General features: G+C 32.0%; 19 protein-coding genes. 7 read left to right on the top strand and 12 right to left on the bottom strand.

The features are described 5' to 3' along the window. Positions 1 to 5: 5 nt before the first annotated feature. From ILS93_RS00095 to ILS93_RS00055, 9 genes are all read right to left on the bottom strand, one after another. Positions 6 to 221, bottom strand: a complete 216-nt coding sequence (locus tag ILS93_RS00095; protein ID WP_001987345.1) for an acetyl-CoA carboxylase biotin carboxyl carrier protein subunit — start codon at positions 219 to 221, stop codon at positions 6 to 8. A gap of 26 nt (positions 222 to 247) precedes the next feature. Beyond that, the gene (locus tag ILS93_RS00090; RefSeq protein ID WP_000486754.1) at positions 248 to 1,585 is read right to left on the bottom strand and encodes an acetyl-CoA carboxylase biotin carboxylase subunit; all 1,338 of its coding nucleotides are present in this window, start codon (positions 1,583 to 1,585) and stop codon (positions 248 to 250) included. A 15-nt stretch (positions 1,586 to 1,600) separates the two neighbouring features. After that, on the bottom strand, positions 1,601 to 2,746 hold the full coding sequence (locus ILS93_RS00085) for an acyl-CoA dehydrogenase (RefSeq protein WP_000397276.1): 1,146 nt from the start codon (positions 2,744 to 2,746) through the stop codon (positions 1,601 to 1,603). Positions 2,747 to 2,962: 216 nt separating this feature from the next. Then, positions 2,963 to 3,931 (bottom strand): YbgA family protein, encoded by a 969-nt coding sequence (locus ILS93_RS00080; protein ID WP_098103540.1) that lies wholly within the window; start codon positions 3,929 to 3,931, stop codon positions 2,963 to 2,965. A gap of 4 nt (positions 3,932 to 3,935) precedes the next feature. Beyond that, entirely contained in the window at positions 3,936 to 4,589 is a 654-nt protein-coding gene (locus ILS93_RS00075; RefSeq protein ID WP_064475284.1) for a TetR/AcrR family transcriptional regulator, read from the bottom strand. Between the two features lie 24 nt (positions 4,590 to 4,613). After that, positions 4,614 to 5,633, bottom strand: coding sequence for an ABC transporter permease (locus ILS93_RS00070; protein ID WP_098103539.1), 1,020 nt, complete (start codon positions 5,631 to 5,633; stop codon positions 4,614 to 4,616). Beyond that, a complete protein-coding gene (locus tag ILS93_RS00065) occupies positions 5,630 to 6,355 on the bottom strand; it encodes an ABC transporter ATP-binding protein (RefSeq protein ID WP_064475282.1) in 726 nt (241 codons plus the stop codon). The genes ILS93_RS00070 and ILS93_RS00065 overlap by 4 nt, the downstream gene beginning before the upstream one ends. A 178-nt stretch (positions 6,356 to 6,533) precedes the next feature. Next, positions 6,534 to 6,785 (bottom strand): hypothetical protein, encoded by a 252-nt coding sequence (locus ILS93_RS00060; protein WP_000548621.1) that lies wholly within the window; start codon positions 6,783 to 6,785, stop codon positions 6,534 to 6,536. A gap of 207 nt (positions 6,786 to 6,992) precedes the next feature. Beyond that, on the bottom strand, positions 6,993 to 7,835 hold the full coding sequence (locus ILS93_RS00055) for a metallophosphoesterase (RefSeq protein WP_098103460.1): 843 nt from the start codon (positions 7,833 to 7,835) through the stop codon (positions 6,993 to 6,995). A 644-nt stretch (positions 7,836 to 8,479) separates the two neighbouring features. Here ILS93_RS00055 and ILS93_RS00050 point away from each other — a divergent pair. Both ILS93_RS00050 and ILS93_RS00045 read left to right on the top strand, forming a co-directional pair. After that, complete coding sequence (locus tag ILS93_RS00050) at positions 8,480 to 9,049, top strand: hypothetical protein (RefSeq protein ID WP_064475280.1); 570 nt, start codon at positions 8,480 to 8,482, stop codon at positions 9,047 to 9,049. A gap of 418 nt (positions 9,050 to 9,467) precedes the next feature. Next, the gene (locus ILS93_RS00045; RefSeq protein WP_154131482.1) at positions 9,468 to 10,877 is read left to right on the top strand and encodes a phosphatidylinositol-specific phospholipase C; all 1,410 of its coding nucleotides are present in this window, start codon (positions 9,468 to 9,470) and stop codon (positions 10,875 to 10,877) included. 194 nt (positions 10,878 to 11,071) lie between these two features. On the opposite strand, the gene ILS93_RS00040 is transcribed toward ILS93_RS00045, so the two are convergent. Further along, the gene (locus ILS93_RS00040) at positions 11,072 to 12,448 is read right to left on the bottom strand and encodes a lytic polysaccharide monooxygenase (RefSeq protein ID WP_064475278.1); all 1,377 of its coding nucleotides are present in this window, start codon (positions 12,446 to 12,448) and stop codon (positions 11,072 to 11,074) included. 603 nt (positions 12,449 to 13,051) lie between these two features. On the opposite strand from ILS93_RS00040, the gene ILS93_RS00035 reads away from it, so the two are divergent. The 5 genes from ILS93_RS00035 to ILS93_RS00015 all read left to right on the top strand — a co-directional run bounded on the left by ILS93_RS00035 (position 13,052) and on the right by ILS93_RS00015 (position 20,674). Next, positions 13,052 to 13,375: a hypothetical protein gene (locus tag ILS93_RS00035; protein WP_064475277.1), complete on the top strand. Its 324-nt coding sequence runs from the start codon at positions 13,052 to 13,054 to the stop codon at positions 13,373 to 13,375. Between the two features lie 1,689 nt (positions 13,376 to 15,064). Then, on the top strand, positions 15,065 to 16,108 hold the full coding sequence (locus ILS93_RS00030; protein ID WP_048546935.1) for a Fic family protein: 1,044 nt from the start codon (positions 15,065 to 15,067) through the stop codon (positions 16,106 to 16,108). A gap of 843 nt (positions 16,109 to 16,951) precedes the next feature. Next, complete coding sequence (locus ILS93_RS00025; protein WP_098222252.1) at positions 16,952 to 18,460, top strand: spore germination protein; 1,509 nt, start codon at positions 16,952 to 16,954, stop codon at positions 18,458 to 18,460. Then, the gene (locus ILS93_RS00020) at positions 18,447 to 19,550 is read left to right on the top strand and encodes a GerAB/ArcD/ProY family transporter (RefSeq protein WP_222659540.1); all 1,104 of its coding nucleotides are present in this window, start codon (positions 18,447 to 18,449) and stop codon (positions 19,548 to 19,550) included. Before ILS93_RS00025 ends, ILS93_RS00020 begins: the two co-directional genes overlap by 14 nt. Beyond that, the gene (locus ILS93_RS00015; RefSeq protein ID WP_098222255.1) at positions 19,547 to 20,674 is read left to right on the top strand and encodes a Ger(x)C family spore germination protein; all 1,128 of its coding nucleotides are present in this window, start codon (positions 19,547 to 19,549) and stop codon (positions 20,672 to 20,674) included. Before ILS93_RS00020 ends, ILS93_RS00015 begins: the two co-directional genes overlap by 4 nt. A 427-nt stretch (positions 20,675 to 21,101) precedes the next feature. Here ILS93_RS00015 and ILS93_RS00010 read toward each other — a convergent pair whose 3' ends face one another. Next, positions 21,102 to 22,538: an MBL fold metallo-hydrolase gene (locus ILS93_RS00010; RefSeq protein WP_222659538.1), complete on the bottom strand. Its 1,437-nt coding sequence runs from the start codon at positions 22,536 to 22,538 to the stop codon at positions 21,102 to 21,104. Positions 22,539 to 22,597: 59 nt separating this feature from the next. Next, positions 22,598 to 23,300 (bottom strand): NAD(P)/FAD-dependent oxidoreductase (locus ILS93_RS00005; protein ID WP_222659536.1); only part of this gene is annotated, 703 nt, incomplete at its 5' end.

Genomic DNA, 23,300 nt, shown 5'->3' with positions numbered 1-23,300 from the left:
TCTCCCTATTCAATCTCTAGTAATACATCTCCTTCATTTACAAAATCGCCTTCTTGCACATTAATTTTCATAACTGTGCCAGCTTCTTCTGAAATGATTGGAATTTCCATTTTCATAGATTCCAAAATGACGACATCCTGCTCTTCCTCTACTGTATCTCCTACTCCTACAACAATCTTCCATACATTTCCTGCCATCGATGCATAAACCTTCGTCATCATTTTTTCCCCCTTAATATTGTTAAATCTTATTTTTTAACAAGTTGTTTCGTTACAAAACCCGTTGTATAAATACCACTTTTAAACACATCGTCTTCCAATACTTGAAGTAGCATTGGCGTGTTTGTTTTAATACCTTCTACTTTTAATTCTTCTAAAGCATCATGTAATTTTGAAATTGCTTCTTCACGAGTTTCACCATGAGCAATGACTTTCGCAATCATTGGATCGTAAAAAGGTGTAATCGTGACTTGATTCTCCAAAAAGTGATCAATACGTACATTTGATGGAAGCGTTAAATCTGTAATTTTCCCAGGTGATGGGAAGAAAGTTTTCGGATCCTCTGCATAAATACGTGCCTCAATGGCATGACCACTACGTTTTACATCATCTTGTGTAAATGATAGTTTCTCACCGTATGCAATTAAAAGTTGTTGTTCTACAAGATCTAAACCAGTAATTTCTTCTGTAACTGGATGCTCTACTTGTAATCTCGTATTCATCTCTAAGAAATAAAAGTTCTTCTGATCATCTACAAGAAACTCAACTGTACCTGCATTTGTATAGCCTAGAGCTTTAGCAGCTTGTACAGCAACTTCTCCCATCGCCTTTCGCGTACCTTCATCTAAAAATGGTGAAGGTGCTTCTTCAATTACTTTCTGATTTCGGCGCTGCACGGAACATTCACGCTCCCATAAATACACTGTGTTACCATGTGTATCTGCTAAAAGCTGAATTTCAATATGATGTGCATCTGCAATATAGCGCTCTAAATACATTTCTCCGTTACCGAAGAAGTTTTGTGCTCTTGTTTTGTTACTTTCAAATGCTTTGGTGAGCGTTTGCTCAGTTTCCATCAACTGCATTCCAATGCCTCCGCCGCCTGCGGATGCCTTCAGCATTAATGGATAACCAATTTGTTTTGCAATTTCAATTGCTTCTTCGGCAGTTTCAATATTTGTAGTAATACCTGGAACTACTGGGACATCTGCAGCTTGCATTGCAATACGAGATTCGATTTTACTTCCCATCTTCGTAATAATTTCTTCAGATGGACCGATAAATACAATTCCTTCTTCTCTACAGCGAACCGGAAAGGATGGATTCTCTGATAATAATCCATATCCCGGATGGATTGCTTCAGCATTTGTCTTCTTAGCTATTTCAATAATTTTTTCAAGGTTTAAATAGCTTTCTTGGACACGCGGTCCACCTACTAAGTAAGCTTCATTTGCCATTTTTACATGTAGGGCATTTTCATCAGCCTCAGAATAAATAGCAACAGTGCGAATGCCAAGTTTTTGACAAGTTTTCATAATACGAACTGCGATTTCCCCGCGATTAGCAATTAATATTTTTTGAAACATAGTGATTCCTCCTTTTTATCTACATCCTAAATGTCTTGCAATTACGAGACGTTGAATTTCAGAAGTTCCTTCACCAATTTCTAATAGTTTTGCATCACGAATATGTCGTTCCACTTCATATTCACGCATATAGCCGTATCCACCATGAATTTGTACCGCTTGATTTGCAATACGACTAGCCGCCTCAGATGCAAATAACTTTGCCATAGCCGCTTCTTTACCGAAAGGTTTATCATTATCTTTTAACCAAGCCGCTTTATGTACTAAATTACGTGCAAGTTCTACTTCAGTCGCCATATCAGCTAATTTAAATTGAATCGCTTGGAAATTAGAGATTGACTTTCCAAATTGTTGACGTTCTTTCGCATATTGCAGCGCACGTTCAAATGCAGATTGTGCAATACCTACTGCTAATGCTGCGATTGAAATACGTCCTCCATCAAGTGTATATAAGAATTGTTTAAATCCTTTATTTACATCACCAAGAATATTTTCTTTCGGTACACGTACACCATCAAGTACGATTTCACATGTATTAGAAGCACGAACACCCATCTTATCGTAAGGACTTGAGATCGTTAATCCTTCACTTGTAGTCGGTACGATAAATGCCGAAATACGTTTTCTACCATTATCTTCAACACCATTGATAGCGGTTACAATAATTGTATTTGCATACTCTGCATTTGTAATCCAACACTTTTCACCACTAATAACATATTCATCTCCATCTAATACAGCTTTCGTTTGTGTGCCGCCTGCATCAGATCCAGCGTTCGGCTCAGTTAATCCGAAAGCACCTAATGTTTTACCTGACGCCATTGGAACTAAATATTTCTGTTTTTGTTCTTCTGTACCGAAATAATAAATTGGAGAAGCACCTAATGAAATTGTTGCAGCGTAACTTAATCCTGTCCCACCACAAGCACGACCAATTTCTTCAACTGCTAACGCGTACGATACAGTATCGCCACCTGAACCTCCATACTCTTCAGGGAATGGGATACCTAATAATCCTAGTTCGCCCATTTTTTGAAATGTTTCATATGGAAACTCCGCAGTTTTGTCATAATACACAGCTTTCGGTGCGATTTCCTTTTCAGCAAAGTCACGTACCATTTCTTTAATCATTTGTTTTTCGCGAGTTAGAGTAAATTCCATTCCGCTACACACCCCTTATCGAATATTGAGTTTCGACAGCGTGCGAGTTTCTACTACAAACATTGCTTCTTAAAAGACACGAATATTAGTTAGATAATTTCTACAATTCTGTCATAACTTAATTTTAAAACAGATTCTGTACCAATGCACAAAAAAATTCCTACATTGTTCTACAACAAAATAGGAAGTTTTGTGTCGAATTATGTAATTTATTGTTTAATAATCTCTACCTTTTCCCGAATCCGAAATTTCTACTAAAGCTTCAGGGTATGGTTCAAAATATGTTTGTCTTAATAAATACTTATCGTCAAATCGAATGGCCCATGATTTTAAAATTGTAAGTAAGCTACTAAGCGGGACTTTCTTTTCTATATACTTTTGTATCAAATCTAAAAAATGATCTTTTTCTTGTTTTTTCAACTTTGTTTTAAAATATCCAAAAATATGCTCACATACATTTACATTCGATGTATAGCGGGGGGTGCGCATAAATAATTCATATAAAGTCTTCTCATACTTATCAAATACAACTTCAATCGTTTCATTTTTTTGATTTGCAATAATACGCCCTAATTCTTTTTGTTTCACTTGATTATATGCCATAAATAAATACTTATAGTCTGATTGAAATGATACGAGTTCTTTTATGTTTTTAGTATGTTTAATCATTTTGTAATGCGCGATTGTAAACAGTCTTGTAAAGAAATGTTCTCTAATAATAAAATTCGACAATCTACCCTCTTCTTCAATTGGAAGATGCGAAAATTTTTTTATTACTGCTCCGCCAAATAAGCCAGATCCCTTTCCTTTTACTGGCGCTTTTTCAAAACCAGAATAAATTTTCACATCGCGCGTACCACAACTTGGCGAACGATTCTTTAAAATAAAACCATCCACATCGGATATCGTTTGTAAAAAGTCATTTGAAAATTGCTCCATTTTTTCAGTTACATCTTCTCGTGTCGACGGTTGCACAAGTCTATTTACGCCATTTTCTTCTACCATTCGTATCGTTTCGCGAGGTACTCCTAAACCAATTTCTACTTCTGGACAAACCGGGAGAAATGTAACAAATGGTTGCAAATTTCGTATTGTTACATCTGGAATCATCTCTGCATTATAACGACAGGCATCAAATTCTAAACATTTACTTACAATAATTTTCGGTTTAGCAAATTGGCGCATCACATTACCTCCGTGGTGTTAATCCGTACAATATAAATTGAATCGTATTTTCAATTTCCACTTCATCATCCCATTTTTCTTCAGGCAATAATAAAAACCTTGTTAATAGTAAACCTAATACAGCTGATAAAGTAAGACGTAATACAGAAGATGGCGGTATTTCAATAATCTCCCCTTCCTCTTGAAACTTTACAATTAACTTTTTAAAATGTGAAAGTAATTCTGTTTCTACTAAATGTTGTATTTCATTTTTTAATTCTGGCTGAAATGGCACTTCTTGAATTAATATTTTTATCATTGGAAAATGCTTTTTTGCAAATTCAAATCTATTATGAATAACAACTCTTAGAAGCCCTTCATATGATTCATACTCCGATTTAAATATTTCCTTTGCGAAGGCTTGTACGAAAAATGGCGCAGCAAACTTTGTTAATGTCGGCATGACGACCGCTAACAATAAATCTTTTTTCGTTTTATAGTAGCGGAAGATTGTTCCTTCCGCTACACCAGCACGCTTTGCAATTTCACTTGTAGAAGTTGATGCATATCCTTTTTCTCCAAACATATCAACAGCTGCCTCTAAAATACGCATTTGACGTTCATTTCGTTTATCCGTATTAGTTGCGGCAATTAATTCATCCAGCCAATCCTTCTTCATCTACAATGCCCCTTTGTATCATCATTATATTTTCCGATGTTTCTTTAATGCAAATACATTCCCTATTGCAAATAATAGAGAAAAAAGTAGTAATACAGTAAGATCTAATGCGATCTCTGTAAATCCTTGATTTCGAATCATCACTTGTCTCATTGCGTCAGCTCCATATGTGAGTGGAAATAATTTCCCTAACATTTGTAGCCACTTATTCATAGATTCGATTGGAAACAACCCAGAAAAGAAAATTTGTGGCACAATGACAAGCGGTATGAACTGGATCATTTGAAATTCATTATTTGCGTATGCTGATAAAAACGTCCCTAAAGTTAATGCCGTTAAAGAAAGCATGCATGTAATAAGTAGCGTTAGCCATATGGAGCCAGCTACATACAAGTCTAAAATATAAACTGAAAAATTCACGATTATAATTGATTGTATAAATGCAAAGATTCCAAAACCAATAATATATCCTACAACTATTTCCCATCTTCTCACTGGAGTGGACAATAACCTCTCTAATGTACCACTTAAACGTTCTCTAACAAAGGAAACTCCAGACAATATAAATACAAAGAAAAATGTAAAGAAACCAATCAATACGGGACCAAGCCCATCAAACATTGTAAAGTCTTTAGAGCCATGTAAGTAATTTACTTCAGGCTTCATAACTGATACATCATTCTTTTCTGAACTCTTTTGTAAAACTTGAAGTACAGCACGATTTTTTGATGAATCACTTCCTTCTAATAAAAGATTCATTTTCCCATTCTCTAAATAAATTATTGCATCTACCTTTTGCAGTTCTAACTCTGAAATTGCTTTCTCTTTGCCGTATTCATAAATTGAGGCTTCTTGAGTTTTCATTGTTTTTACAATAGGAGCAGGCACATCAACTACAGCGATATGCGGTACATAGTCTTTTTGTGTAAACACTAGAGACAATAACCAAAGTAATAACATGGGTGCCCCAAACATCATCGCTAACGAACGTTTATCTCGAAAAAATTGGCGAATAATACGAATGATTACACCAGTAACTCTCATGATAGGGCCACCTCTTCCAACAAAAAGACATCTTCAATCCGTCCTGATGATACCCGTTTTTTCAATTCTTCAGGTATTCCAGTCGCAACTAGCTTTCCTTCTCTAATCAACCCTAGACGCTCACAAAACTCAGCTTCATCCATAATGTGCGTCGTTACAATAATAGTTGTGCCTTTCTTTTTCAAATCATAAAATTTTTCCCAGATTGTTTTTCTAAGAAGTGGATCTATCCCCACTGTTGGCTCATCTAAAATTAATATTTCAGGTTCATGAAGGAGTGCTATCGCTAATGATAAACGCTTCTTCATCCCACCTGAAAAATGCTGCACTTGCTGTCTTATATGTTGTGATAATTGTACAAGGTCAAAAACCTCTTCGATTCTTTCTTTTTTATGTTTTCCCTTTAATCCATACATCGTTGCAATAAAATCTGCATTTTCATATGCTGATAGCTCTTCGTATAATGCATCAGCCTGAGCCATATAACCAATTCTTTTCATTTCATTTAAATTAGGCATGTTCGTGTTGTAAACAAGCACTTCACCTTCTGTTGCCTCATTAATACCTGCAATCAATTTAATAAGAGTCGTTTTCCCTGAACCTGAAGGCCCAACTAAACCAAATATCTCTGCTTTTTCAACTTGCAATGAAAGATTGTGTATTACTTCTTTTTTTCCAAAACTTTTTGATACAGTCCGTAAAATAATGGCAGGTTGCTGCACGTATTCTTCCTCCTTTTCAAAAATGAGTGAGTACTCACTTTCATTTTACTCTTGCGTAATTATATGTCAAAATTCATTGATTAATATGTATTTTCAATCTTAAACAATGAAACAGAGTCGACATTAGAATATCATTTCTTAAAGTCGACTCTGTTTCATTTAAATTATATATTTCATTTTACGTTTTTAAATTCATATATTTTCTAATTCTAGCAACATCTAAAGAATATTCGATAACTAATTGCTGTAACGGTAATATAACTGTGTCGGGATATAAATGGGCATATTGTAATGTTTCTGCATATTTTTCTAACCTTTTTTCTAAATACTTTATAATTTGATCAGGATGACTTACTAATAAACATTTACAATAATAATGTATTTGTTCCTCAATCGCCGTATACTCTTCAATTTCATATTCTTTATGCATGTGTACACCCCTTTAAGTTTTTTCATGAATTACTTATCACACTTTTCACTCGACTAATTTTTAAGTTTTTTGATTATTTACACTATAACAAACTCTCTGGGTCAAATTTTGTTACTTTATGTAACGTAGAAAATTTTTAACAAAATTGTAATGTTAACTTGTATAAATTACATATGGCTTATTTTTCTATACAAAAAATCGTACAGTTCAATTTAACTGTACGACTACAAGTTCTGGTCTATTGAAAATCCTTTGCGGTATGATACTATTACCTAGTCCTCTATTTACTACCATAGACGTATTTTGTTTTTCATATAAACCGGCTGTATATGTAGGGAGAATCCCTTGATTTGGCGCAACTAAACCTCCGATAAATGGCAATCTAACTTGCCCTCCATGAGCATGCCCTGATAACACTAAATCTATTTGCTCATCAGCATACTCTGTTAAAAATTCAGGCCTATGGGATAGTAATACATTATATGTATCCGGCTGCATTTCAAATTTCGCTTTTATAATTTCATCTTTTACAACATTTCCTTCATCACGGTTTCCAGTAACAAATTCCGGATCATCAATACCAAGTATATGTATGTCTTGTCCCCCTATTTGAATACTTACATGTTCATTTCTTAAAACAGTAACATGATGTTGCTTCAACTCTTTCTCTAAATCATTATATTTTCCTGACCATTTTTCATGGTTTCCTGTCACAAAATATATAGGATACTCCTTTACAAGCCCTCGTATTAATTCCAGACTAACTTCTGCATCGTATGATTTACTGTCAATTAGATCACCCGTAATAGCAATAATATCTGGATTTATGCTTTTTACTTTTTGAATTAAAGTTTCTTGATTGTCGCCAAATTTTTTATTATGTAAATCTGAAATTTGTAGAATTTTAAAACCTTTAAAAGAAGAGGGGATTTTATTAGATGTTATATTAACTTCAATTATACTTATTAAATTGTTTTGTGAATATAAAAAGATACTAAAACTTACTAAAATACTAATAAGTAATATGATTCTTTTAGTCTTTTTGTTCATATTTCCTCCTAAAATCTTGATCAGTACTACAGTTCACAATAAATATTACGTACCCTTCGCATTCAGAATAACTGAAATTTTTTAATTGATTTGTAGTATTTGTTATAGTTTTATACGCCACTAATAAAATTTTTCAATCTCATTCGTATTAGCTCATTCGCTATAAAGTGGAGCTTTGATATCCTAGTTGTCGTGCATGAGTGTATGATGTCATGCTCATTTTTCAGTGAATTTATAGCGAATCACTGGAAGCTCTTCATCATATTATTATTTATCTTACTTAGTTTGATAACGATATAACGATAATTCCTATAGTTTTTTATAAAAAAATTGTGTACTTTTCTCAAATTATATACGACATTTGCTTGTAAATATATTATTACCACTCCGATTTTAATTTGTTTAAAACGTGCATAGAGAGAATTGAAACACTAAATTACCTTATGAAAAGTTATTATTGTGCCATTTGTTAGAAAATTGAAAAAACATGTGTAGATAGATATCATTGTAAATGAATATATAATTAATTTTGATTTTCTGACATAATTCTTAACCTAGTTTTTGCGTGCATTATGAAATAAAATATTGCCCCATGTCAGTCTTTAAAAAATTATATATCATTACTTTAAGGGAGGAAGAAAACTATGAAGATGAAAAGAAAAATCATGATGACGACAGCACTTGCAGCTACATTAGCTACAGGTGCACTACCGACTACATCGGTGTTTGCTGCAGAAAAAGAGGCTCCTATCCAACAAAAAGAGGTACAAATGAGTATTCAACCATTCGCACAAAATAATTTGGAAACAGCGGTTAAGGCTGCCTTAAATGGTCCAGAAGTTAAAAAAATTAAAGTATTTGAGCATGAATTTAATGTAAAACCAATTGAAGTAGTAAATTTAGGTGGCGGTAAAACATATGTTAAGGGACAAATTTCTCATCATTTAAGTTTTCGTCCAGATGATCAATTTTATTATGAGTTTACAGTGCAAGATGGAAAGGTAATAGATAAGCCTGTATTTAATATTGATAGAGGTGGTTGGACACCATTTGCTGCTCCACTTTTATCAATTCTTGCTGCTTATAATGGGATCCCAGTTAATCCAAATGATTTAAATGCACTTGGTCAGCAGATTGGGAAAGTTATAGATGGCAGCTGGGAACATGCAGCCCAATCTATCGCAACTGTAGTTAGTTTAAGTTTTAATGAATAGAATTTTTAAATTTTTATTAGCATTGTAGAGATCCACTTTTCCTAAGTAGCCTTGTTATAAGAAATTCTGAAACAGCTATTAATAGATTTTTACCACTCAGTCACATTATCTTGATTTGTTAACCAGCTTATCATTCATTATATGTCATAAAATAGAAGTCTTTTTTAAGGCTTCTGTTTTGTTTGTATACAATACGATAAAAGGTTGTTTTTTCGAGTCCATACTTCGATTCTTTAAGAATCCGTTTGGCTATTAGGTACAATTCATTACAACAAATTATTAAAGTCTCAAATAACTTACACCTCCTATTTTTTAATTTTTTTCAAATACAACAATTCATTATTTAAAGAATGACAACAATAAATATAGTAAAAAACCATCTTATTTTAACTATTGTTTAAAGGTCAGGAGAGATAAAATGAACAAAATGAACAACTTCTTTAAAATTAGCATCCTTACTTGTTTTACACTAGTAAGTTTAAGTACACCATCTACTATTTTTGCTGATAGTCATCCCGGTTATTCCTATGAATCCAATATAGGCTATCAAAATCCAGCTTGGATGTCGAAAGTAGCAAATTCAATAAAATTAAGTGAATTATCTATTCCAGGGACTCACGGTACAATGGCTTTACATGGCGCAAGTTTTCTTGATGAAAATTTGACAAGAAATCAAACTATGAGTCTACCCCAACAATTAAACTCTGGAATTCGATATGTAGATATGCGTGTTAAACGTGTAAAAGATTCTTTTGCAATGTACCATGGTATTGCAAATCAAAAAGCAGTGTTTGAAGATGTATTAAAAGAGGCAATTCAATTTTTAAAAGATTATCCGACAGAAACAATTTTAATGCGCTTAAAAGAAGAAACTACTCCTGAAAGTGGATCACTATCATTTGAGGAGATATTTTTAAAATATAAAAACGTTAATGCTTCATATTTTTGGGACCCTAATTCCGTACCAACTACAGATAGAAACAACCCTACTTTAGGAGATATCCGGGGTAAAATTGTAATCTTACAAAACTTTACATCCTCTCAATATTACGGTGTTGATTACGAAAGTTTGAATATACAAGATAAATTTGAAATTGGAAGCGGTCCAGACGAAATATATGGAAAATGGAATGCGGTAAAAACCCATCTACAAAATGCAAATACTAACTTTAATAATGGAAAAATATATCTCAACCATTTTAGCGGTACAGGTGGTGCAGCTGCATTTTTAAATAATGTATATCCATGGTTTGTTGCAAGTGGAAAAGAGAACAGAAATACTGATAGTAATCCTAAGTTGATTCAAACGAATTTCACTAATGCGTGGAGTGATTTCCCCCGCGATAAAAATGGACAAGTATATTATGGTGGTATGAATACACTTGGGACCGAACTCTTGCAACAAGGTGGAATTAAACATTCCGGTATCATCGCAGCTGATTTTCCTGGGCCAGGTTTAATTGATAGTATCATTAAATTAAATGGTATACATTCGAATGAAAAAGAAGTATTAATTTCGCAGATTTCATCCGAATCTAGTCCTTTATCCGGACAAAAAAACCGATCCAGTCAAAACTTTAAAATTGATAGTTTACCTGTAGGTACTAAGGAATTAAAATGGGTTATTGAACCTTCAGAAAAAGATTATCCTTCTTCTATTTCTTTCAATGTAATGATCGACGTTTCCCTAGGTACAGATTCTACTCTTTGGAAAAATATTTCACATGGATCTAGGACTGAAGCCTACACAAATACTAAATATTATATTGCAAGTCCAATTGGTGCCACTAACAAATTCACAGTGAAAATATACGCTATTACAAATTAAAAAAATAAAGAATCCCAATGGAATTCCTTTTTGATGGAATACCATTGGGGTTCTTTTTTGATTTCATTACGTAAACATTAAGATGGTGATTAAATTTACTCACATATCATTTAAACCATTAGATAATCTGTATTTGGAACGACCTTGAATTTTCAAAAAGAAATCCCAAAATGTTAACTACCTTTTCCAGCTTATCATTTATTCAAAACTGGCTTCCAAAGTGATAGGGCAAAAATCCAATTTGAGTCGCCGTTCCCTTGATAATCTTGAACCGCTTCATACACTTTTCCCTCATGTACTACTCTATCACCTTTAGTATATGCCTTTCTTGCATCCCATTTTTCATATGTGGAATCCCCTGACTTTGTTGTTACATTCAAAACATCACTTCTACTAGATTCATTTCCAGCTAAATCAACCGCCGTCACTACATACTTATACGATGTATTAGCCTTCAAATCTTTATCCATAAATGATGTATTATCAGCTGCCCCAATTTTATTCATAACCCCAGCGCTTTCTCTATATACAATATAATGGTCAACACCTACATTATCTTCAGACGGACTCCACATCAAATTAACAGTTGTCGCTGTTGTACTCATACTATGTAATCCTTTTGGTTGAGTCGGAGCCTCTTTATCTGGAATTTCATTTGTTGTCTTAGCCTTTAGTTTTTCACTTTCTTTTGATATGTTTCCAGCAGCGTCTAATGCCTTTATTGTATAGGTATATTCCGTATTTGCTTTTAGTTTTTTATCAGTAAAAGTTGTACCTGGTACCGTCCCAATTACTTCTCCATTACGTAACACTTGATATTCTTTTACGCCTATATTATCAGTAGAGGCCTTCCATGTTAGTTCAACACTATTGGCAGATACTTTAGACGCATTTAATCCCGTTGGTTGACTTGGAGCTACTGTGTCGGGAGTTTCATTATTTACTAAATTTACATCAATTACGTTATAAAACGCATTTGACGTATCTGCTACATCCCATACAGCTAAAATAACATGATAACCATTTCGATCAGTTGGTACATTAATTGTATGTGTTAAATTATTTGATGCGGCCGAACCGTCATGGTTCACAGTTCCAATTGGTTCTAACTCAGCACGTGTTAATGGTTTATTAGGATCCCATCCCTTTTTTGTAATGTAATAATGCCATTTACTTGTAGAATGTGCCGCTGTGTATTTCCATGTAAATGTATTTGCTCCCCCCTTTATTGTGTTTTTGAACCAGTGATTTGATGTTTGTTGGTCAAGAGTCCCTCCAAACAGTCCTCCTGCCGAAGCAATTTTCCCATCAATCGGTCCACCATCTGGGAATCCTTTAGGTGCTTCTAGACTTTGAGGTTCGTACATTACATTTCCACAATTTAAATTTAATGCTCCATAATTCTGACTACATAAAGCAGCACGACTACTCGGCTTTTCAACAAACCCATGTGCATATGCACTTTGAGGAATCATTGTAATTGCCGTCACTCCTGCAGCTAAAACACAAGCACCAATTCCTTTTTTACTTTTTCTTAATCTTTCTAACTTAGATGTTAATTTCAAATTCATACTTGTCCCCCCAATATATTGTTTACGCTAATATAATAGCAATATAGGGATAAACGAACAAATCACCTACTAATATATTAATAGTTCAATAACATAAACACATTTAGTTTATTTATTAACCTGATATGGGGCTAAATTAAGCAAATTAATTCTATTTTGTAACATTATGTAGTAAAGAGTTTATAAAAAACCAATAAAGATTCACAAAAAATCCAAATATCGATTACGGTTTAATATTCTTACTTTTTGGTATATTGAAGTTTATATTTTCAAAATAATATAATTCCAGAAACGCCTTACACACATATTGTACAATTCCAATATACGATTCATATTAACTTAATATACGGTTTAAATAAATCTCACTTCACTATGGTGAAACTGTTGAAACTTTACTTCATAATAACTCTGTAGGAAACTTATAAACAACTAAAAAAGGACACACCTATAGCATATGTATGCGTAGGTGTGTCCTTTTCTCAGATAAATTTTAGAGTATTAACTTCTTTTTATTCTATCGTATAAGATAACTATTTAAATTTAAAAATATTTAGTATAGAATAGGAACATTCGCTATATTTATGTATGAAAGGATTTTTGGAAATGGACTTGTTGCAAATCAAGAAAATGGAAAATTTAATTTGGACTATTGAACATAGTAGTGACCTCTCAAAAAGGTTTTACATAATAAAATTTTTTGATAGAGAAAATACAATTAAGCCAATTGAAACGTTAGAATTTGGAAATAGAAATATCGATAAATTTGAATGGGTGTTTATTAATATATTTCCAAGGATAGTAACAACTTATGTCCCTTCCACTGGAAGGAAGCCTGATGAATCATTAATAGATACAACTAGAGAAAACAGTAAAGAATCACTTATTTTACAAGGAATACGAACCTACACCCAGTTTTGGTCATGTTAACCCCCACCCTTCTATAGCAGCAAATATAATTTTGCATAAAATGTGGTTTTTAAGTTAAGGTGAATTCTATATATAAATTCTTCTAAGAGTTTCATTCACATTGTATTGTTTGTTATTTGAAGAACAATGAGTTTTTTATAATATACGATATATCAATTTTTAAAATGTATGCTTATACTTATTTTTTTAGACATTTTATTCTCTTAAGAGCATCCACGCAAATACATGCTCTTAAGAAAATAAAAGTAGTACGCATGAAATTGAATGAATATTAAATAAAACACTTTGGATCTGGAACTTACCTTACACTTTGTTTTATATACATAAAAGAAGAGTAGAATATCCTTTTTTATTTTTAGATTTTCCTACTAACACTTCAAACAATCTAACAGGACGTTAAGTAGTGAATAGTTCAATTTAAGGGGATTGTTTTAGTCTCTACTAATTTAGTAGAGACTTCAGTTCCACATTTAACCTTTCTAAATTCTAGATGATTAAATCCTTGATTAGCGCCTCATCGGTTGAATCAAAAAGGTATGCACTTTAATACACCTAGTCCAACAAACGTAAATATTACTCCTACCAAATCAAACAAAAAAATTTGAGTAGCCCCCTATTTATTGCACTAATTATAACTAGATCTAGCCCTTTCCTTTTCTTTAAATTCCTACTTTAACTAGACCATACGGACGTTAAGTGATATGAAAGGTTCTTTATAATGGGGGAATTTTTCACCTTTTCTAAATAACTTATTATATTATTTTTATCTAATAAGGCACAGAAACAAATTAAAAACCTTTAGTGCTCCTGAGAAAACCTCTTGAGGAAAAACGTTTTTAGGGTGAAACGTTTTTCAGGGTACTTTTATACTGACTCTTTTCCTTAAAATGTTTCTGTACCTAATATTTAAATTAACTTATGTCAAAATATTTCGCAATACAAGTACTAAATGCTACATGGATATATAGAAAATGACACTTTTTATGAGCATAACCCATCAAATACTTATATTAAATATAGAAAAGTTACCTTGCTATTATTAAATTTGTTAAATTAAATAATGAAAATGGAGAATACTAACTTTATAATTGTCACAATTTAATCTATATATCTACTCTTTTATTACTCGTAAAAATCATTTGATAATTCCTTCAATATTAATTTATGAAATGCAGAGACCATCTAAAGCAACAATTTTCTTACATTAGATTGTTTTTCTATCTAATTTATTTTGTCGAAAAAAGTCGATATTTTCATATTTTTTTCATTTAATTATTGTACATTTACACATTTAATGTTAGGATTATGCCTATTCAAATTAGATCCTATTGATTCCTCTTTAAGATTTCTTTATTTTATTTGTGAAAATTAGTTACTTTCTAGTAAATTCCCAGCAATCATACAGCAAACTACACTAATAATAATTCTAAAATTATATTTTTATCTCGTAAATTCATAAAAAGGAATTTACGTCAAACTATATTTTCTATCTGTGTATATTCATTCTTTATTCAAACATGATTAATCATAAGTTCTAACTCGTTAATCAAATTTAAATAACAATTTTGATTCTAAAATAAGTTCAAAATCAAAATAAATATATTGTTATTTCAAAATAATGTTGTAAACTATCTTTAGAATGGAAAGATTTATGTAACAGCATGTTAAGGGGTTACAGGGGGAATAAAAATGAGAAATTTTTTCGATGACAAGTATAAAAATATTGAATTAAAAAGGAGACTATTAAATATAATCAGTGAAATTAGTGAATTAAAAGGAAAATTAGCTGCTTATCAGGAACAAAATCCTGATATATTTACTAGCTTAGAAAAAACCATACCACTTCATTACATAAAAAACTTTACTACTACCTATGAAGATATAAAAGTCCCAAATAAAAGATTAAAAGAACTTATTTTAGATGATATAGTACCTCAAAATATTTCGGAAGATGCTATCTTTTGTTTTTATCAAACACTTACTTTTGTACATAAGAATTCCTGTGATTTATTAATCAATCCAGAGACTATACAGGAATTACATTTTCAATTAATACATTACATTACCTCTGACAGTGCCAAATGGCGCGAAAAACCGTTTACTATTCCAGGTATTCCTGAAAACGGAATGCACTTAAATAGTTACCGCATTCTTCCACATGAGCTTATTCCACAAGTAATGGAACAATTATGTGATCAATATAACTCATTAAATTCTAGTAAGGGCCATCATTCACTTTTATTAATAGCTCGTTTTATATTTAATTTTTATTGCATAGTCCCCTTTAATCAGGGTAACGGCAGATTGGCACTTATGTTAATGCAATTGCTATTAATTAAGAGTGGAAATACATTTGTAAAATATGTATGTCTGGATAAATACATTAAGAAAAATGAATCTGAATATTACAATTCGATTTATAAATCTTCGGTAAATTGGTACTGCGAGGAACATAATAGTAGCTTTTGGTTAAAAACGTTTTTAACTATTATATTAGAGGCGTACAAAGATCTTCATAATACAGTTCTAGATTCTATATGTAAGCATACTAAAGTGGAGAGAATTCAAGATTTTATACTTAAACAAAAACAACCCTTTACTAAGGAGTGTATTCGTAACACATATCCAGACATAGCAGAGAGTACAATCAGTAAGGCTTTAAATTCCTTGCAATTGTTTGGCCATATTAAGCTAGTGACAAAAGGAAGAAATGCTAGTTGGATTAAAATTTAACTATACTTGTAAAACACTTACAGTTCAAAAAAGAAAACTATAACTTTATCATTTAAATTCATGCCTTTGGACTCTTATTCATTGAATTTCACTTTAATATATTAAGCTATTATTACTAATTTAGTTATTTCTAATTCCTACAAAGCGTTTTATAGGAATAATTGTCGAAAAAAGTCGCATTTTAATGTTTTTTCTTTATTTTCTGGTTGTAAACGTTTCATTTTCGTGTTACCATCTTAATCAAAGAATAGATGGTAATAAAAATGAAAATATTTCTTTCCCTTAGAAACATATAAACGTACGGTCATATCAAGAAAATAAGGCCAAAGAAATATTTGATACCTATCCAAATTACCAATAGGAATTTTGCAGCATTAACTTTCTGTTATTTCAGAATAAAACTTCACATTTTGTCCCTAAACAAAATTTGTTAGCGTGCAAAATTCAAATACACTAAAACACCCAAATAAATGAAATGTCCTTTTTTATTAAGCATTGAGGTATGAAAAAATAATTCTTCCTACAAAATTCAGCTGAGTAACATAAAGACATCTAAATTACTACCTTTATCGCCATCTATTGTTGACAACATATTTACCAACTATTAAAAAGAACCTATCAAGGGTTCTTTTTTATTATAATCATTCAAATTTCACTTCTATCTTTATACTTAGATTTCTACACAAATTACATCTACTTTTTTACTCTCAATTATTGAATTTATAATATAGTACTTCAATTTTAGTTATTCTTAATCTCAATCCGTTTAAATTAGTGAATAAAATTCAAACATATAAAAATAATAACTACAACTAATCGTTATATATTAAAGAGGTGTCAATTTTGTCCTTAAATGAAAAGACCCTAGAAACAAAGACAGATAAAACCATTGAAAAGATCCAAACAAGTAACTTAAAAGAGCTTAAAAATACATTAGATAACATCTTTAATATTAGTGCAGATTTAATCGAACATCCTTTGCAATTAAAAACAAACACGAATATTTTACTATATTATTTCGAAGGCCTTACAGATGGTGTTGCATTAAAAGGAAATGTTGTTACACCATTATTACAAGAAGTGAATGAAGACAGTCAAATATTTAATTCTAATATTATTGCTACTCATACCAAAATAGTATATACGTGGAATGAAATTAAAGAAGGATTACTTGAGGGTCAATGTGTTCTATTTATGGAAGGAGAAAAGCGGTCACTTTTAATAAATACAAAAGGCTGGGCAGAAAGAGCAATTCAAGAACCAATTTCAGAAGTTACTATTAAAGGCTCACATGATGGATTTATTGAGAATGCCACAAAAAATATAGGCTTAATTCGTCGATATATTCCTTCTACAGAGTTAAAAATCAAAAAGCTGACGATTGGAGAAAGAGCAACTTCATTAGTCTATTTAATTTACTTAGGTGATGTTGCGAGCGCAGATGTAGTCCAAGAAATAGAAACTAGAATCTGTAAAATTAAAACGGATGCGGTATTGAGCATTGGAGAACTATCTAATTATACAAAAGATCAAAATTGGACTCCTTTTCCACAGGCTTATTTAAGCGAACGCCCAGATGCCATTTCTAATCATATACTTGATGGGAAAGTAGCAGTGTTAATGGATAGATCCCCCGGTGCAATGGTTGTTCCAATGAATTTAATTGGATTTTTTCAAACTCCAGATGACTATAATATACATTGGCTCATTGCATCATTTTTTCGCTTATTACGATTTGCAGGATTTATAATAGCCATTTTTTTACCGGCATTTTATATTGCTATAGTCTCTTTTCACTTTGAAATCATTCCAATAGATTTATACACTTCTATTGCAACGTCAAGAGTCAAAGTCCCTTTCTCTCCCCTATTGGAAGCTTTTATAATGGAAATTACACTCGAAATGCTACGTGAAGCTGGTATTCGCTTACCACAACCAATTGGACAAACAATTGGAATTGTTGGAGGGATTGTAATTGGGCAGGCGGCTGTTCAAGCTGGTCTTGTGAGTAACGTTATGGTTATTATCGTATCTATTACCGCCATTGCATCATTTATTGTTTCTAATTATGACTTATCAAGTTCTATACGCCTTATTCGTTTTCCAATGATGTTATTGGCATACTTTTATGGAATTGTAGGTATTGTTAGTGGATTAATGCTTTTATTTGCTCATTTTGTTTCACTAACTTCGTATGGTTCACCATACGGATTGCCAATAGCACCATTTCGGCTTCAAGAGTTAAAAGATTCTTTTGTAAGATTTCCTATTTCTATGATCACCACCCGCTCGAGTACAGGACAGCCGAAACAAAAAAAGAAAAAAGAAGGTGGTTCGCATGGGGAATCTTAAATTTCAAAACATAACTTTATTTGAATTTATTGTTTTCATCCATTCACTGCAACTTGCATCAGGTATGTTAATTATGCCAAGTCCACTTGCTACTACGGCTGGCACAGATGGTTGGATATCTATCATCCTTGGATGGATAACTACTTCTATAATCGGCGTATTTATTATATTAATGTTACAAAAAAATCCTAATAAAAATTTCTCACAAATCTTAAAAACATACTTTGGTAAATGGATAGGGACAATTCTTTTTCTTTTATATGCCTTTTATCTATTTTTTGTTGGCTTTAATACTTTATTAAAAGCAACTGATATTGTAAAAGTATGGATATTCCCTTCCACTCCTGCTTATCAAATCACCATATTATTACTATTACCTTTTATTATTTTGGCCCTGAGTGGGTTAAGGGCTCTTACTAGTTATTCTATGCTTGTTTTCTTCTTCACTACTTGGATGCCACTATTTCTTCTTTTTTCACTAAAGAGTAACTACAACCCTTTACACCTACTACCTATTATTAAAGATGGATTATACCCTATTGTAAAGGCAACAAAAGAAACAATTACCCCTTATGCTGGCTTAGAAATTGCATATTTTATTTATCCGTTCTTACAAGAAAAACAAAAAGCCATAAAAGGAATACTAATAGCGAATACTGGAACCATGTTTTTCTATCTATATGTGACAATTCTTTCTTATATATACTTTAGTCCGGAGGGGATAAAAGACGTAATTTGGCCAGTATTTCATTTGTTAAAAGGGGTTCGTTTTTCATTCATAGAACGATTAGAAATTATATATATCGCTTACTATTTGATTGTATTTTCTACTACAATATATCCGTATTTATTTTTCAGTTTTGAATCTGTGACCATTTCACTTCAAAAAAACGCCCGCAATTGGGCGCTGCTTGCTTTTATGTTATTTATAGTTGGACTATTTATTTTCCTAAATCCCGATGTAGATCAATATTTGTTTATATATTCTCTTATGGATATCTTAAATGTCATTTTCTTTATTCTATTACCGATCTTATTTTTCGCTTACAGTATTCTTTTCACTTGGGTTACTAGGAGGAAACAACTTTGATTCGAAAATGGATATGGATTGTAATTTGTTGTGTATATATAATTGGTTGTAGTCAGAGAATTCCTCTTGAAAAGGTTTCATTAATCCTGTTAATTGGCCTGGATAGAAGCTCTAATGGAGACATAAAAGTTGGAACAAGTATACCACTCTTTCATCATAAACAGCCAAAAAGTACTATAGAACATTGGACACAAGCATCAACTGTATATACTGGATTCAGTAAGATAGATACGAAGTTAACTGGCTTTATGACAGCTTCCAAAGCTGAAATCATTTTAATTGGGAAGAAATTAGCGCAAGAAGCAAATTGGTTGCAGGAGCTTGATTCTTCTTACCGTGATCCTTATGCTACCATTAATGCTAAAGTAGTACTTGTAGATGGACCTGCAGAAGAAATCTTTAAAATTCACAAGCCTAGTAAACCATCACTTTCATCTTATATAAATGGTGTAATTGAATCCTCTATTCAAAATAACCAATCCGTCTCTTCTACAATTCAACAATTAATGAGAGAACAAAATGAAGAAGGAATGACGCAAACTGTTCCAATTATCAAAAAAAAAATGAATGAAATCGACACAGTAGGAATTGCATTTTTAAATCGAAAAGGGAAATATTTAACTCATATCCCTAAAAAAGATGTTAAATTTTTCAATCTTATAAATAAGCCAAAAAGTAACGGCCGAATGATACTACACCTTGCGCTTCCCCCTAAAAAAGCAAACAAAAAAACAAACAATTCTATCTTCGTACAGAACGCGACAAGGAAGGTAGATGTTACTTTTCAAAACGGAAAGTTTGTATTTAATTTCAATATACATGCTAATATAGCTTTAATAGAAAAAACCAATACGAATTTAGTTAAGGGGCACTATGATAATAAAAAAAATATAAATAATTTAAAAAGTGCTATTGAAAAAGAAATTAATAATAATTTACAAAATATATTAAATCAAATACAGCAGAATAAAATTGATCCAATCGGATTATCCCTATATGCTAGAGCCTTTCAATATAAAGAGTGGAAAAAAGTAAAAGGAGATTGGTTGCAAGCGTTAGCAGAGGCTAAAATAAATGTAAAGACACACGTCAAAATAAAAGATACTGGGACCATTAGAAATTAGATTAGCCTATCCTTTTATTTGACAGCATTTCTCAGTCGAATTTCCCTTCCTCAATAATTATGATATAAAAGACGCTAATTCAAAGAAAAATCTTTCGGTTAAATGCTAACCAATAGATTTTTCTTTTTTCTCTAACCAGTTCTTTTAAAAGGGCAACAATTTAACTACGGTAATCAAGTACAAGTTTCTAATTTAAGGGTTTTCGGCTTTTTGAGTTCGTTCGAATATCTTAGTTTTAGTTTTATGTACTTTGATAGAATAGATACACATCAGCATATTTGTGCTTAATTTTATCGTTTAATGCGGCTTTAATAAATCATTTTTAGTTTATATATCCCATACTGATAGCAATTGAATTTTATTATTTATCCCCTTAGATTATTTCAAATGATTCTATTTTCTTTCCATTTGACTCTTTTGATATATTTCAAATTTCTTGATTACATGTTGTATAGGGGAGCCCTTCTTTTTTCCACGCAAGAAATCCCCCCTTTAAATTAACTACTTTCTTTATATCAACTTTTTGTAAAATGCTAGCTGCTATAGCGGAACGTAACCCCGTTCGACATTGTAAAACTATTGGACAATTTTTCGGTACATCATCTAGCCGTTCAAGTAGATTATCTAAAGTGATATGTATTGCATCATGAAGATGTCCTTCATCCCACTCTTTTTTACTACGCACATCGATAACCTTTACACTTCCATCTTTTATTAAAGGATATAATTCATTTGATGTTTTTTCCTTATAAATCTCTAAACTATGGAATCTTTGAATTACCTTTGAAGGTGCAAAAGCAATAATATTATCTAAGCCAATGGACTCAAAGTCTCTAATAACTTCCTCCACTTTAACATTTTCCGTATCTAAAATTATTAAAGTTTCTTTTTTATAATCTAATATCCCCCCACACCAAGTTGTGAAAGAATTGTTATAAGGTATGTTAATTGACTTCTCGATGTGGCCAGCAGCAAAACACTCTACATCCCTTATATCAACTATTTGCTGAACATCCCTCATCACTTCTTGAAGTTCTTCTATTATATAAATAGCAGTAATCTCTCTCTTCTTACGAGTTGGTGGACCATACTTATTTAAATGCTTCATTAATGGAAAATACTTTGGAGGCTCTGGCTGTCCCGTCAATAAATTCGATATAAAATTATCTTCATCATTACATTGAAACGCCCAATTAAACATCTTTTCATAACCTAATGTGGAAGTTGGAATTGCTCCTAATGCTTTTCCACATGCACTTCCTGCACCATGTGATGGCCATATTTGCAAATAATCGGGGAGTATTTTTATTTTTTGTATAGAATCAAATAATTGTTTCGCTCCTATTTTTGCGGTATCTTTAATACCAACAGCAATTTCTAATAAATCAGGTCTACCTATATCTCCTACAAATATAAAATCACCTGTGAATATTCCTATCGGTTTATCATTCGTATAATTATTTTGAGTTGTATCGGTTACTAAAAAGGAAATACTTTCAGGCGTATGCCCTGGGGTATGAATGACATTGAATTTTATATGACCAACCTTAAACTCTGTTCCCTCTCTAACCAAATTGTATCGGCCCTCGTTAAGATTTTGATATTTCCAATCACCATCTCCTTCATCTGATACATATAAATTTGCATTAAAAAGAAGGGAAAGTTCTCTAGACCCAGATAGAAAATCTGCATGAATATGAGTCTCAGCCGCAGCAATTACTTCCAATCCCTCTTTCTTAGCAAATTCTACATATTGTTCTATATAGCGGCTGGGATCAATAACAATTGCTTCGCCTTCCTTCTGACAACCGACTAAATAGGAAGCATGAGCTAATTTTTCATCATAAAAATATTTTAAAAGCATAGCTATTCCCTCCAAATGCTTATTTCAAATTACTTCTCGGTTGTTACAACAACTCTTCCTTATAGAATCCCTTTCAACATTAAATTCCAATACATATAGGGCAACATATACCTTTTAAGTAAAAACATACTATACCGTTCTTTCGCTTGATTAAATGGAAACGTTTCTTGAGGCTCATGTTCATAGTTAAATTCAGCGAGTATAAGACTTTTATATCCTGTAACAATCGGACAGGATGTATACCCATCATAATTAGCCTGCAAGTCTCTTCCATTAAGTACGTCCAAAATATTTTGTTTTAAAACAGGTATTTGTTTTCGAATTGCCGCTCCAGTTTTAGATGTAGGTAAATTGGTACAATCTCCAAGTCCAAAAATATTCTTATATTGTACATGCTGCAATGTATAAGGACTTATATTAACCCAGCCTTGATGATCACTTATCTCACTCTCTTTAATAAAATTAAGTGGCCCCATTGGTGGAACAACATGTATCATACTATATGGTACTGTTTCTCGTTTCAGTGTTTGCGTATCTTCAAAAATTGCTTCTCTCTTTTCAGCGATAATTTCTACTAAGTTTTTATTATAGTTCGTTATAATTCGCTTTCTTTCTAGTACTTTTTCTAATGTTTCAGCATAACGCGGTACCTGAAATATGTTAGCGTTCGCAGAATAAAACATTACTTTACTTCTATTTTTCAAACCGCTATTACAAAAATACTCTTCTGCTAAATACATAATTTTTTGTGGGGCGCCACCA

It is taken from the genome of Bacillus sp. 16GRE42 (assembly GCF_019837435.1).
In the GTDB taxonomy this organism is placed as follows: Bacteria; Bacillota; Bacilli; order Bacillales; family Bacillaceae_G; genus Bacillus_A; species Bacillus_A wiedmannii.
This window is presented reverse-complemented; position numbering and strand designations above follow the sequence as displayed.